Raw genomic sequence first — 12,838 nt, 5'->3', positions numbered from 1 at the left:
TATCCTCCGCACCGCCGGCGCCCTGACCGGACTACCGCTTCAGCCACTTCCATTTCGCCAGGGTCCGCAGCCGGGTGAGCAGTGCACGGGACTGCTCGGGCCCGTACGGGAGAATGGGGATGGCCTTGGTCATGTCCACGGACGCCTGATCCATGGCGCTGCGCGTTACGGCAACGGCGGTGCGCATCTTGTTCATCTGTGTGGAGACGAAATCCACGGTGACGGGTTTGCCGTGTCCCGGCACGAAGACCGTGTACAGGTCCTCCAGCGCGGTGACTTTGCCCAGGGTGCGGATCCATTCCTTGGGGAAGGAATCCTCGAACTGCGGATCGGCGCCCTGCTCCACCAGGTCCCCGGTGAAGAGCACTTCGCCCGCCCCGACCAGCAGATCGTGGTCCGTATGCCCGCGTCCCAGATGGAACAGGGTCACCGAAATGCCGCCCAGGTCCAGATCCACCGGGGCGTTCTCGACCAGCTTGGTGGGCCCGGTAATAGCGGTGTGCTCTCCCATGGCCGAGGCCATTTCCGGCTCCGTGTCGGCAGCCTGCGGGCGATGCTTGTCGCCGTTTTCAAGGATGCTCGCGGCGCAGCCGGCGGTGCCCCAGATATCTTCGACGCCTCGGGCCAGCATCAGCGTGTTGCCGAAGTAGTGGTCAAAGTGGGCATGCGTATTCACCGCGGACAGCGGCAGGTCCGTCAGCTCCCGGGCGGCCGCGTAGATTTCCTCAGCCATCACCGGACCGGCACCGGTATCAATCAGCAGGGCCCGCTCATCACCGATCACCAGGCCGGTGTTTACGTCATATGCCTCGTTGCGCCGCACCCAGATCCGGGGGGCAAGTTCCAGCCAGTCCGCCGTGCTCGCTGCGGGCTGGTGCGGTATTTCGGTCATGTCAGATTTCCCTTTCGCCGGCCCTCTCCAACCTACCGCGGGGAGGGAGCCGGGGCACGTATTACAGGTCTGCGAGGATCCTGCCCGGGTTTTCGACGGCGTCCGCCACGTACCGCAGGAACCCCCCGGCCGTACCGCCGTCGCACACCCGGTGGTCGAAGACCAGGGTCAGCTCCGTCATCTTCCGCACGGCCAGTTCGCCCCGGACCACCCACGGCTTGTCGATGATGCGGCCGACGCCGAGCATTGCCGATTCCGGGTAGTTGATGATCGCGGCGCTGCCGTCCACACCGAACACTCCGTAATTGTTCAGGGTGAACGTACCCGAGGTCAGCTCGGCAGCAGTGGCCCGGCCTTCCTGCGCCGCAGCGGTGAGCCGGCGGATCTCGGTATCCAGGTCGCGGGTCGACAGGCTGTCCGCGCGGCGGACGGCGGGGACCATGAGTCCCCGGCCGGCCTGGACCGCAATGCCCAGGTTGATGCCCTCAAAAGCCTCGATGGCTGCGTCGGAGGAACTGCCGTCAGCACCCGCCTCCCCGGGAACATACCGGGTGTTGAGTTCGGGGAACCTGCGCAGGCCAGCCAGGGTGAAGCGGGCGAAGAACGCCAGCAGCGAGGGCACGTCGCCGCCGCCGCGCCCGAGGTCGCTGCGCAGCTCCATCAGCGCCGTCGCGTCCACATCCACCCACACGGTGGCTTCCGGGATCAGGGACCGGCTGCGGGTGAGGTTCGCGGCAACCGTTCGACGCACTCCTCGGACGGGGGTGCGGGCAGCGACGTGCAGTCCGGTCCGCGGGTCGAGGGCCGACACGGACAGGTCTGACACGGACAGTTCGGCCTCCGCCAGGGATGCCGCCCCGTCCCGGGACGGCATCGTCCGCAGTGCCGCCTGGACATCCCGGCGCAGTATCAGGCCGTCCGGACCGCTCCCGCGGAGATCAGCCAGGCGCAGGCCCGCATCACGCGCCATCCTGCGGACCAGCGGGGAGATGCAGCGTGGCGCAGCGGACCGGGACGGTAGAACCGCCACGGCCGTCCGGACAGGGTTTTTCGGTGGTCTGGTGCGGCGCGCCGTTTTTGCTGCTCCCGGGGTTCCGTAGCCGATCAGCACATTGCCGGACCCGGCCTTCTCCTCCTGCCGGTAAGCTTCCCCGGCTGATGACGCCGCCGCTTCCACGGTTCCCACCGCAGCGGCGGTTTCCAGCCCCGCAGCCTCCGGGGCAGTGTTCACCGGGGCAGTGTTCACCGGAGCATCCCTCACCGGGGCAGTGTCCACCGAAATCAGCGGCCGCCCGACGTCGACACTCTCGCCGGCCTTGCCGTGCAGCTGCGCCACGCGGCCGGCATACGGAGACGGAACCTCGACCAGGGATTTCGCCGTCTCCACCTCCGCCACGGGCTGGTCCACGGTGACAGTGTCCCCCACCGCCACCAGCCAGCTGACCAGCTCGGCCTCAGTCAGTCCTTCACCCAGATCCGGCAGCAGGAAGGTCCGCACGCTCACAGGTGTCCCTCCGAACCGGTGTCGCCGGGTTCGTCCCATTGCAGCGCGTCCACCGCATCCAGGATCCGGTCCACCCCGGGCAGGAACCAGTGTTCCAGCTTCGGTGCGGGATACGGCACATCGAATCCGGTCACGCGCAGCACCGGAGCCGCCAAGGAATGGAAGCAGCGCTCGGAGACGCGGGCGGCGATTTCGGAGGCGACGGAGGCGAAACCCGGTGCCTCGGCGATCACCACGGCCCGGCCCGTACGCCGCACGGAGGCATCCACCGTGGCATCGTCATAGGGAACGATCGAGCGAAGGTCGATGACTTCCAGGGACCGGCCCTCCGCTTCGGCAACAGCAGCGGAGGCCAGCGCGACGGACACGGAGGGACCGTAGGCAATCAGCGTGGCATCGGTGCCCGGCCGGGCCACCGCGGCGGTTCCGATCCCGCCGGCAACTCCGCGGCCTGTCTTTGCCGCGGCGTCTGCTGCCCGGCGCAGCTCGGCCAGGTCCACGGTTTCCTTGGTCCAGTACAGCTTCTTGGGTTCCAGGAAAACGACCGGATCATCAAGCCGGATGGCTTCGCGCAGCAGTGAATAGGCATCCGCGACGGTGGCGGGCGCCACTACGGTAAGTCCCGGCGTGTGGGCGTAATAGGACTCGGAGGAATCACAGTGGTGTTCCACCCCGCCGATTCCACCGGCATAGGGAATCCGGATCACCATCGGCAGCTTGACCCGGCCCCGGGTACGGTTCGGCATTTTGGCCACGTGACTGACTATCTGTTCGAACGCAGGGTAGGCAAACGCATCGAACTGCATTTCGACCACGGGCCGCAGCCCGTTCATGGCCATCCCCACCGCCATGCCCACAATGCCCGATTCCGCCAGCGGGGTGTCAAAACACCGCTCGGCACCGAACCGTGCGGTCAGGGAATCCGTGATCCGGAAAACCCCGCCCAGCGGCCCCACGTCCTCGCCGAACATCACCACCGTGGGATCGGCAGCCATCTCATCGGCGAGGGCGGTGTTCAGCGCCTTGGCAAACGTCAGGGGCTGGTTTTCGGTGCTGTGAGCGGTGTCGGAGATCTGCCGGGTCTCCGACCGGGTCTCCGTGGAGGTTGTAGCCATGATGTGTGCCCTTCCGTCGGGAGTCAGCGCGTGGCGCGGGTATCCGGATCCCCGGCTGCTGCGTCGCGGTCCAGTTCGCTGCGCAGCAGCCCGGCCTGTTCGGTCAGCTGCGGGGTGCGGCGGCTGTAGACATGGTCAAACAGGGCCATCGGCTCGGGCTCGACGTCGGCGTTCAGCCCCTCGCGCATCGCCGCGGCCACGGTCTCGGCGTCGGCCGCGAGCCGTTCCTCGGCGTCGTCGTCGAGCAGTCCCGTGCCGCGCAGATAGGTCCGGATCCGCAGCAGCGGGTCCAGCGGTTCCCAGCGCTGCACCTCGTCCGCCGTGCGGTACCTCGTGGCGTCGTCGGCGTTGGTGTGGGGCTGCATCCGGTAGGTGTGCGCCTCCACCAGCGACGGCCCGCCGCCTTCCCTGGCCCGCTGGACGGCGGCGCCCAGCACGGCGAGGAGCGCGCCGACGTCGTTACCGTCCACCCGCTCCCCCGGCATGCCGTACCCCACAGCCTTATGTGCCAGGGAGGGTGCAACCGTCTGGCTGCGCAGCGGTACGGAAATTGCGTACTCATTGTTCTGCACGAAAAACACCACGGGCACGTGGAAGACCGCGGCAAAGTTCAACGCCTCGTGGAAATCACCCTCGCTGGTGGCACCGTCGCCGCACAGGGCCAGGACCACGGTGTCTTCGCCCTTGAGTTTCGCCGCGTGCGCCACCCCGACGGCGTGGAGCAGCTGGGTGGCCAGCGGCGTGGCCTGGGGGGCCACCCTGTGCTCATAGGGGTCATACCCGCTGTGCCAGTCCCCGCGCAGCAGGGTCAGCACCTGCAGGGGATCCACGCCGCGGGACATCACTGCCACGGAATCCCGGTAGGTGGGAAAAAGCCAGTCCCGGGCCTGCAGCACGGCAGCGGCCGCCACCTGGCACGCCTCCTGCCCGTGGGACGAGGGATACACGGCCAGCCGGCCCTGCCGGACCAGGGCGTTGGCCTGGTCATTGACCCGCCGTCCGGCCACCAGCCGTGCGTAGGCATCCATCAACGTGTCGCCGGCCGGCAGCGGATAGCGTTCATCGCCGTGCACGGCGCCGTCGGCATCAATCAACTGGACCGGGACAGGGGACGGAAGAAGCCCGCTGTCTGCGGCGGAACCCGGGGATTCGGGAAATCCGATGTGCCGCGGCGTCGAGATGGTCATCCGGGAGCCTCCGTCCGTGAGTGCCTGCGGCACCATTGCACGCGGGTACTACTGTCTAGCCAGTATGCTGACCGGCGCTCATCGGGTGCCAGCATTCCCGCAAATCTTGGACGGAAAGCACCCCTGCGGGTACTCTGATGGACACCTTGCAAATGTGACGCGGATTACTTGGGGAAAGCGTGGACACTATGACAGCAACTCCGGCAGTGCTGGACGAGACAGACCGGAAAATCCTGGCCGTGCTGCGCTCCGACGGGCGGGCATCCTTTACGGCCGTTGCGCAGGCGGTGCACATCTCACGGGCGCATGCCTACTCCCGGATTGCCCGGCTGACCGAATCGGGGGTGCTGAGCCGTTTCACCGCGCTGGTGGACCCGGAAAAGGCCGGGCTGGGATCCTCGGCCTACGTGACATTGAAGGTCCGCCAGCACGCCTGGCGGGAACTGAAGGATCGGCTCAGCGAGGTGCCGGAAATCCACCACATCGCCCTGGTCGGCGGGTCCTTCGACGTCATAGTGCTGGTGCGGGCCGAGGACAACGTGCATCTGCGCCGCGTCATTTTCGACCAGCTGCAGTCCATGCCCGGAGTGCTGGATACGCAGACCTTCCTGGTCTTCGAGGAGCGCGACACCCGCTGACGGCTGTTATTCAGAGGTTCCGCTCCCACAGAGCGCCATGCCCGTGCGCCCGGCGGAACCGCTCCCGGCCTGCCCCGGCACCTACCATGGGCGGATGAGCACGGACCCTTCCCTTCCACTGCCGGCACTCCCCCTGTCCGGGCGCACGGCTGTCATTACCGGTGTGAGCCGCCGCCAGGGCATCGGTTTCGCCATTGCCCGGCGCCTGGCGTCCATGGGTGCCGATCTGTTCCTGCAGCATCACGTGCCGTACGACGAGGAGCAGCCATGGGGAGCCGATTCCGTCGCGGACCTCCTCCGGGACCTGCGCTCCGTGGTGCCCGACGGCGTCCGGCTGGAACACGCCGGGATTGACCTGGCGCCGGCGGGCGGTGCTGCCGAACTCATTGAGCGGGCACAGTCCGCGCTGGGGCACCTGGACATCCTCTGCTGCAACCATGCCGGAGGCGGCAGCGACGGCGGCCTGGCGGAGATGACACCGGAAAAGCTGGATGCCCACTGGCAGGTCAATACCCGGTCAGCCCTGCTGGCCACCCGCTATTTTGCGGAGCAGCATGACGGCCGGGCCGGTGGACGCGTGGTGTGGATGACCTCCGGCCAGTCCCAGGGCCCGATGCCGGGCGAGATTGCCTATGCCACGTCGAAGGCCGCGTTGGCCGGCGTCACCGCCTCCGTGGCGGACGGCCTGATTAGCCAGGGCATCAACCTCAATACCGTCAACCCGGGCCCGGTCAACACCGGCTATCTGAATGAGGACACGGCGGACCGTCCCTCGGCGGAGCTGAAGAGTGTGCTCGCGCATTTTCCGGGCGGCAGGTTCGGCGAGCCGGATGATCCCGCCAGGCTGATCGCCTGGCTGGTCAGTGACGAAGGCCGGTGGATGGTAGGCCAGGTCCTCAACACCGAAGGCGGCTTTCGCCGCTGGTAACGGCCCGGGACGGCAATTCCGGGCCTGCAATACCCGGGCCTCCAGCAGACCCGGGACCTTAGCAAACAGCGCCCCGCAGGGTGCTGCGGGGCGCTGTTTCCGACTCGGGGGTGTCAGTTCTCGTCGTGCCCCTGATCGCTGCTCATCTGGCCTTCGGCCGGAGGGGTTTCTCCCGGGGGAACACCGCCGCCCGGCTCCAGTCCCGTGATGTTTCCGGCGGCGGGATCAGGGTTGGGGCTGTCTGCCTTCGCCTCGCTGTGGGCGTGGTTTCCCGTGCCCTCCTGTGTTCCTGCACCCTTTTGCGCGTCCTTGGGCTTATCCGGGTTCGCGGGATCGTTGTTCGGGTTGTAGCTCTCGGCCATGTTCTGCCTCCTCGGCATCTCTCAGAGTTCACCAGCCTTGGCAAGCACCGTAATAAGCATGCTTACGAGTTACTCCCAACCTAATCCCCCGGCGGGGCACATCTCAAGCCGGTACCGTACGGTTTCATCTGCACGGAAGGTGACCGGACGGCGATCAGCCGCGGAAAACCGGCTTCCGCTTGGCCAGGAAGGCGGTAAACCCTTCGGCGTAATCCGGCGTTTTACTCAGCCGTACCTGAACATCGTTTTCCGCATCAAGAGCGTCCCAATACCCCATGCGGCTGTCCCTGATCTCCGCGACGAGTTCCTTGGAAGCCACAAAGGCCTGCGTGGGACCGGAGGCCGCACGCACCGCGGCCGCCCGTGTCTTCTCCAGCAGCTCCGCGGGATCCATCGTCCGGCTGAACAGTCCCGCAGCTACGGCTTCGGCTCCGCTCATGAGTTCGGCGGTGTAGATCAGATCCAGCGTGCGGTGCGGCCCCAGCCGTTCGGTGAAGAGCCAGTGCCCGCCCGAGTCCAGGGCGGCCCCCAGATTGGCGAACGGGGAGCCGATCCTGGCATCGGCCGCAACGTAAACGACGTCGGTGACCGCCAGCAGCCCGAGCCCCACGCCCAGGCAGGCGCCGTGGGCCGCGGCGAAGGTGGGGGCGGGAAAACCGGCCATTTTCTTCAGCAGGGGCCGCAGCGAATCCACCAGGTAACCGCGGGCGTCGTCGTTCTCGGGCGAGATGCCGGAAAGGTCCCGGCCGGCGCAGAAACTGCGGCCCTCCCCACGCAGCAGCAGCGCCCGGACGCCGGCGGCTGCGGCGTCGTCGTAGGCCTGTGAGAGCTCCGCCAGCGCCCCGGTGCTGAGCGCATTGAGTTTCGCCGGGGCGTTCAGCACCACCTCGGCGAGACCGTTCCGGATCTCCAGATCAATCAAGGTGTGCTCCTAGGCGTCGTAGTCCACGGTGACTGCGGGGCTGGTGGGCCGGCTCTGGCAGGTGAGTATGTAACCCCGCTCCAGCTCGTCCGGTTCCAGCGCGTAGTTTTCCTCCATCTCCACCGTCCCGGTGATCAGCTTGGCGCGGCAGGTGCCGCACACCCCGCCGGCACAGGCAAACGGAACATCCGCACGCACCCGCAGCGCGGCGTTGAGTACCGATTCGCGGGCGTGCACCGGGCTGGAGACCTTGCCCTGCAGCCCGTCAAGCCGGAACGCAATGTCATAGTTGGCACCCGCGCTGTCCTCGACCACGGGCCTGCCCGCTGAACCCACGGGACGGTCGGGGCGGCCGGTGGTGAACAGCTCAAAGCGGACCTTGGCCGGCTCGATGCCGCGTTCCGCGAGGGCGTCGCGGCAGAGCTGGACCAGGTCAAACGGACCGCAGAGAAACCACTCGTCCACGGCGTGCGCCGGGAGGACGGAGTCTATGAAGCTGGTGATTTTCGAGGCGTCGAGCCGGCCGCTGAGCAGCGGAGAGATCCGCTGTTCGCGGGAGAGCACATGGTGCAGGCCGAACCGGGACGGGTAACGGTCCTTCAGATCCGCCAGCTCCTCCAGGAACATCACGTCCATGGCGGCCTTGTTCGCGTAGACCAGGTCGAAGCGTGTGCTCTCGGAGGAAGCCAGGACGGTGCGGGCAATCGCGATCACCGGCGTGATGCCCGAGCCCGCCGCGACGGCCGCAAAGACCTGTCCGCGCACCGGCTCATTGGCCAGTCCCGGAACCGACCGTGGGATGAAGCTGCCTGCCGGGGACATCACGTCCAGCATGTCTCCGGCCTTCAGGTGCTCGTTGGCCCAGACGGAAAACAGTCCCCCTAGGTCGCGCTTGATGGCGACCTTCAGTTCACCGGGACGGGGCTCGGCGCAGATGGAGTAGCTGCGGCGCAGCTCGCTGCCGTCCAGCACCGTGCGCAGGGCAACGTACTGCCCGGGCAAGTAGTGGTAGGCGTCCGCCAGTTCCGGCGGAACGGCGAAGGTGACTTCCACTGCATCCGCCGTCAGGCGGCGCACGGCTGCCACGGTCAGGGAATGGAAAACAGCACGCCGTGCAGGCACGGCGGGAAGGACGGTCATGGCTCAGAGCACCTTGAAGTAGTCGAACGGTTCGCTGCAGTCCCCGCAGACCCAGAGGGCCTTGCAGGAGGTGGAGCCGAAACGCGACAGCTCCCGGGTGTTCAGGGACGAGCACTGCGGGCATTTCACGCTCAGCCCCACCCGGACCGGCCCCGCGGGGGCGGTGCCCGACGGCGGGGCGATGCCGTAGGCGTTCAGCTTCGCCCGCCCGTCAGCGCTCATCCAGTCCGTGGTCCAGGCCGGGGCCAGCTCCAGGGAAACCTGCACCTCGGCATATCCTGCCCCGTGCAGGGCTGCGGTGACATCGTCCCGGATGGCGTCCATGGCCGGGCAGCCGGAGTAGGTGGGAGTGATGGCCACCCGGACGCCGGCGTCGCTGACGTCCACCTGCCGCAGCACTCCCAGATCCTCGATGGTCAGCACAGGGATCTCCGGGTCGCACACGGTGGCGGCGACATCCCAGGCGGCGGCAGCCGCCGGATCCGCCGGGCGCAGCGGGGATTCCATCAGGCTCACCATGTGGCACCGGGGTGTTCCCGGGCCAGGACCTGCATTTCCGCCAGCAGATAGCCCAGATGTTCGCTGTGGCGCCCCTGCCTGCCTCCGCCGGGGGCCGGTTGGACGGCGGGCACCTCCAGTTCGGCTTCCTGCAGCACGGCGGCAATGTTGCGGTCAAAGTCCGGCTTCAGGCCGGACGGCAGCACCGCCCGGTTCCCGAGGGCCAGCACCAGCTCGTCGTCGTCGAACAGTTCACCGACGTACGGCCAGGTGAGCTCCAGCGCGCGGATCATCCGGCGGCGGGATTCGTCGGTGCCCAGTGCCAGCCGCAGTACCCACTGGGCACTGTGGTCCCGGTGGTAGTCCACTTCCTTGACCGCTTTCGCCGCGATGGCCGCCAGTGTGGGGTCCGCGCAGTGCTGCAGGGCACTGTAGAGCTCGTACTGGTAAAACGAGACCGTCAGCTGCCGGGCAATGGTGCGGGCAAAGTCGCCGTTCGGCTGTTCCACCAGATGCGCGCACCGGAACTGGGTTTCCGACCGCCAGTAGGCCAGGTCATCCTCGGTCCGCCCGTCGGCGCTGCCGGCGTAGGTCAGGAAGGAGCGGGCGTGGCCGATCAGGTCCAGGGCAATGTTGCCCAGCGCCACATCCTCTTCGAGCTCCGGAGCACGGGAAATCCACCAGCCCAGCCGCTGGGCCAGGACCAGCGCATCGTCGCCCAGCCGCAGGGCGTATTCGGCGGCGTCTGCTGGTGCACGGGTGCCTGCGGCGGCAATGTCCTCCGGCCGCAGCGCATTACCGGGGGTGATGCGGGTGGCGCTCTCGGAACTCACAGGTGCTTCACTCCCTCGGACTTCGTGTAGTAGGTGGCGTGCCGGTAGTCCTTGCCCTGCGGGGATTCGAAGAACTGCCCCCTGGCGTCCGGGTCGCTGGCGATGATGGCCGACGCCGGGACCACCCAAAGCGATACGCCTTCGTTCCGCCGGGTGTACAGATCACGGGCATTGCGCACCGCCATGTCCGCGTCCGGCGCATGCAGGGACCCCGCGTGCACATGGGAGAGGCCCCGGGAGGACCGGACAAAGACTTCCCAGAGGGGCCAGGCAGCCGAAGGCGGGGCGGGGGCGACAGGGACGGCGGGCAGGGCGCCGTCGTCACCGGTAGTTGATCCGCCCGTCATAGCTAAGCCACCTCCGTTGTGCGGTTCTGCCGGGCCGCATAGGCTGCGGCGGCCTCACGGACCCAGGCACCGTCCTCGTGGGCTTCGCGGCGCCGGGCGAGCCGCTGGGAATTGCAGGGTCCGCGGCCGGCCAGCACCTCCCGGAATTCCTCCCAGTCCAGCGGCCCGTGCTCCCACCGGCCGCTTTCCCCGTTGAAGCGGATGGCCGGGTCCGGGAGGGTCAGGCCCAGCACCTTTACCTGCTCGAAAATCATTCCGACAAACCGCGAGCGCAGTTCATCGTTGGAGAAGCGCTTGATGTTCCAGGCCATAGACTGCTGTGAGTTCGGCGAATCGTCATCCGGCGGGCCGAACATCATCAGGGAGGGCGCGTACCAGCGGTTGATGGCATCCTGGGCCATTTCCTTCTGCTCGTCAGTGCCCCGGGCCAGCTCGAGCAGGATTTCAAATCCCTGCCGCTGATGAAAGGACTCTTCCTTGCAGATCCGCACCATGGCCCGCCCGTAGGGACCGTAGGAGGCGCGGCAGAGCGGGACCTGGTTACAGATGGCGGCGCCGTCCACCAGCCAGCCGATAGCGCCCATGTCCGCCCAGGACAGTGCGGGGTAGTTGAAAATCGAGGAATAGCGGGCCTTGCCGGCAATGAGGTCTTCGGTCATCCGCTCCCGCGGGGTGCCCAGGGTTTCCGCCGCGGAGTACAGGTACAGCCCGTGCCCGGCCTCATCCTGGACCTTGGCCATGAGGATGGCCTTGCGCTTGAGCGAGGGCGCCCGGGAGATCCAGTTCCCTTCCGGCTGCATTCCGATGATCTCCGAGTGGGCGTGCTGGGAGATCTGCCGGAGCAGTGTCTTCCGGTATCCCTCCGGCATCCAGTCCCGCGGCTCCACCCGGGCATCAGCTGCGATCAATGCGTCGAACTGCTCTTGCCCGTCCATGGCTAACCCCGTTCACTAATTACCGACCGTTCGTTCAGGATATGGAGGGGGCACAGGGCCGTCAAGGGATCCCGCGGCGCCCGGCAGGTGCCGCGGCTATGGAAAACTAGGGGTCAGACCAGTGTTCCCGCACGAAAGGAGTCTTATGGGCACCCCCGAGCCCGACGCCGGACTGCCGGCCGTGGACGCCTTCGCCGTGCAGCCCGAAGGGACCCCAGCCGCGGAAGACGCTGCCGGTACCGACGCCGGGGCTTCCCCCGGTTCCGCAGCGGCCCTGATTGTGCCGACGCTCCTGGGCCTGTTCGGCTTTGTTGCCGTGGCGGCGGCCGTGACGGCGGAGGCAGCCACGGTGGCGGTGACTGCGCCCGGGTTGTTGCTGGCCTTTACCGCCCTGGTGGTGGCCGGTGTCAGCCCCCTGTACGCACGGCGTCCGACCTGGCGCTCACTGCGCCGCCCGGTCATCCTGCTGGCGGCCTGCCTGCTGGTGGAAGCGGCGCTGTTCCTGGCGGCGTCGCAGCTGGTCCTGTTCTCACTGCCCGCCCTGCCGCTGGCGTTGTGCGGCGGCACTGTCCTGCTGGCCACCAGCCTGTGGGGCCAGCTCCGCAAGGGTCCGGCACCGGATCCGGTGCTCCGCCCCCGCAGCGAACTGCCGCCGCGGCCCTTCGCCTCCACCCTGCTGACGGTGGCGGTGAACTGGCTGCTTTTCCTGACAGCCGGCGCGGTCTGCGCCTGGCTGCTGCTGGGCGATTAGGGCCCCGGATGCAGCTGGGCCTCCGGGAAGAACAGGTCTTCAATCCGGCTGCCGAGCACGCGGGCCAGGCCAAAGGCCAGAGGCAGCGAGGGATCGAACCGTCCCTTTTCAATCGAAATGACCGTCTGCCGGGAGACACCCAGCCGCTCGGCGAGCTGCACCTGCGACAACCCGAGCCGCAGCCTCTCCTGTGCCACGCAATTCTTCATTCCGGTTTCCCGCTCCTAGGCGTTCCGGCGCCGAGCCACCGCATAGCGCAGCGCCCAGACCGCCAATCCGGCGGCACAGTAGAACGGAAGCGGAACCGCCCACCCGGCCACGGCCTGCACCAGTACACCGGCGGCGAGCAGCACCATCAGGTCGGTAAAGGCCGCTGCGGCGGCATCCCGGGACCAGGAACGTTCGACGTCGGCAGCGGTCGCGGCGTCGAGCCTGCGGGATTCCCCCGCGTCCAGGACCAGCATCCAGAAGGCAACTCCGGCCACAGGGCCCACCGCCGCCGCAAAGATCGGCACATAGAGGGCAGGGTCTCCGCCTGTCCGCAGTGACACTGCCCAGCCCAAGGCAGCCCCCAGGGCGGCACCGGCCGCGGCGCTTGCTCCGATCCTCAGTTTGCGGGTTCGCCTGCCCGCGGTTTCTGTCGTCATGGCCGTGAGCTTGCCACCGCCGCGGATGAATGTAAAGGGTGCTTTACATTTGTCCGCCCGAGCGGGGGAAGCCGGCCGACTAAGCCGCGAGCATAACGCCGGCGCGCAACCCTTCGGCGCCGCCCGCCGGATGGATATA

Annotated in this window: 16 protein-coding genes; 3 read left to right on the top strand and 13 right to left on the bottom strand. The window is 67.7% G+C overall.

Annotated features, from left to right (window positions below; translation table 11 throughout):
* Positions 1 to 31: 31 nt before the first annotated feature.
* The 4 genes from AC5RTS_RS09725 to pdhA form a co-directional block, all read right to left on the bottom strand.
* Positions 32 to 892, bottom strand: a complete 861-nt coding sequence (locus tag AC5RTS_RS09725; protein WP_493991863.1) for an MBL fold metallo-hydrolase — start codon at positions 890 to 892, stop codon at positions 32 to 34.
* 61 nt (positions 893 to 953) lie between these two features.
* Positions 954 to 2,435, bottom strand: coding sequence for a dihydrolipoamide acetyltransferase family protein (locus AC5RTS_RS09720; RefSeq protein WP_493991862.1), 1,482 nt, complete (start codon positions 2,433 to 2,435; stop codon positions 954 to 956).
* The gene (locus AC5RTS_RS09715) at positions 2,393 to 3,511 is read right to left on the bottom strand and encodes an alpha-ketoacid dehydrogenase subunit beta (protein ID WP_493991861.1); all 1,119 of its coding nucleotides are present in this window, start codon (positions 3,509 to 3,511) and stop codon (positions 2,393 to 2,395) included. Before AC5RTS_RS09715 ends, AC5RTS_RS09720 begins: the two co-directional genes overlap by 43 nt.
* 23 nt (positions 3,512 to 3,534) lie before the next feature.
* Positions 3,535 to 4,698: a pyruvate dehydrogenase (acetyl-transferring) E1 component subunit alpha gene (gene pdhA / locus AC5RTS_RS09710; RefSeq protein WP_493991860.1), complete on the bottom strand. Its 1,164-nt coding sequence runs from the start codon at positions 4,696 to 4,698 to the stop codon at positions 3,535 to 3,537.
* A 188-nt stretch (positions 4,699 to 4,886) separates the two neighbouring features.
* Here pdhA and AC5RTS_RS09705 point away from each other — a divergent pair, with 188 nt between their 5' ends.
* Positions 4,887 to 5,336: an Lrp/AsnC family transcriptional regulator gene (locus tag AC5RTS_RS09705; protein ID WP_493991859.1), complete on the top strand. Its 450-nt coding sequence runs from the start codon at positions 4,887 to 4,889 to the stop codon at positions 5,334 to 5,336.
* A gap of 94 nt (positions 5,337 to 5,430) precedes the next feature.
* A complete protein-coding gene (locus tag AC5RTS_RS09700) occupies positions 5,431 to 6,264 on the top strand; it encodes an SDR family oxidoreductase (protein ID WP_493991858.1) in 834 nt (277 codons plus the stop codon).
* Between the two features lie 113 nt (positions 6,265 to 6,377).
* Here AC5RTS_RS09700 and AC5RTS_RS09695 read toward each other — a convergent pair whose 3' ends face one another.
* From AC5RTS_RS09695 to paaA, 7 genes are all read right to left on the bottom strand, one after another.
* Positions 6,378 to 6,626: a DUF6480 family protein gene (locus AC5RTS_RS09695; RefSeq protein WP_493991857.1), complete on the bottom strand. Its 249-nt coding sequence runs from the start codon at positions 6,624 to 6,626 to the stop codon at positions 6,378 to 6,380.
* 154 nt (positions 6,627 to 6,780) lie between these two features.
* Positions 6,781 to 7,548, bottom strand: a complete 768-nt coding sequence (locus tag AC5RTS_RS09690; protein WP_493991856.1) for an enoyl-CoA hydratase/isomerase family protein — start codon at positions 7,546 to 7,548, stop codon at positions 6,781 to 6,783.
* Positions 7,549 to 7,557: 9 nt separating this feature from the next.
* Positions 7,558 to 8,688 (bottom strand): 1,2-phenylacetyl-CoA epoxidase subunit PaaE, encoded by a 1,131-nt coding sequence (gene paaE, locus AC5RTS_RS09685; protein WP_493991855.1) that lies wholly within the window; start codon positions 8,686 to 8,688, stop codon positions 7,558 to 7,560.
* Between the two features lie 3 nt (positions 8,689 to 8,691).
* A complete protein-coding gene (gene paaD / locus AC5RTS_RS09680) occupies positions 8,692 to 9,195 on the bottom strand; it encodes a 1,2-phenylacetyl-CoA epoxidase subunit PaaD (protein WP_493991854.1) in 504 nt (167 codons plus the stop codon).
* A 5-nt stretch (positions 9,196 to 9,200) separates the two neighbouring features.
* Complete coding sequence (paaC, locus tag AC5RTS_RS09675; protein ID WP_493991853.1) at positions 9,201 to 10,019, bottom strand: 1,2-phenylacetyl-CoA epoxidase subunit PaaC; 819 nt, start codon at positions 10,017 to 10,019, stop codon at positions 9,201 to 9,203.
* On the bottom strand, positions 10,016 to 10,366 hold the full coding sequence (paaB, locus tag AC5RTS_RS09670; protein WP_493991852.1) for a 1,2-phenylacetyl-CoA epoxidase subunit PaaB: 351 nt from the start codon (positions 10,364 to 10,366) through the stop codon (positions 10,016 to 10,018). Before paaB ends, paaC begins: the two co-directional genes overlap by 4 nt.
* 2 nt (positions 10,367 to 10,368) lie before the next feature.
* The gene (gene paaA / locus AC5RTS_RS09665) at positions 10,369 to 11,301 is read right to left on the bottom strand and encodes a 1,2-phenylacetyl-CoA epoxidase subunit PaaA (RefSeq protein ID WP_493991851.1); all 933 of its coding nucleotides are present in this window, start codon (positions 11,299 to 11,301) and stop codon (positions 10,369 to 10,371) included.
* A gap of 145 nt (positions 11,302 to 11,446) precedes the next feature.
* On the opposite strand from paaA, the gene AC5RTS_RS09660 reads away from it, so the two are divergent.
* Positions 11,447 to 12,052: a hypothetical protein gene (locus AC5RTS_RS09660; RefSeq protein WP_493991850.1), complete on the top strand. Its 606-nt coding sequence runs from the start codon at positions 11,447 to 11,449 to the stop codon at positions 12,050 to 12,052.
* Here AC5RTS_RS09660 and AC5RTS_RS09655 read toward each other — a convergent pair.
* Together AC5RTS_RS09655 and AC5RTS_RS09650 are read right to left on the bottom strand one after the other, a co-directional pair.
* Positions 12,049 to 12,261 (bottom strand): helix-turn-helix transcriptional regulator, encoded by a 213-nt coding sequence (locus tag AC5RTS_RS09655; RefSeq protein ID WP_493991849.1) that lies wholly within the window; start codon positions 12,259 to 12,261, stop codon positions 12,049 to 12,051. The genes AC5RTS_RS09660 and AC5RTS_RS09655 overlap by 4 nt on opposite strands.
* 15 nt (positions 12,262 to 12,276) lie before the next feature.
* Positions 12,277 to 12,699 (bottom strand): hypothetical protein, encoded by a 423-nt coding sequence (locus AC5RTS_RS09650; protein ID WP_493991848.1) that lies wholly within the window; start codon positions 12,697 to 12,699, stop codon positions 12,277 to 12,279.
* Between the last annotated feature and the right edge of the window lie 139 nt (positions 12,700 to 12,838).

The sequence above is a fragment of the Arthrobacter sp. MDT1-49-2 genome, from assembly GCF_059090185.1.
This window is presented reverse-complemented; position numbering and strand designations above follow the sequence as displayed.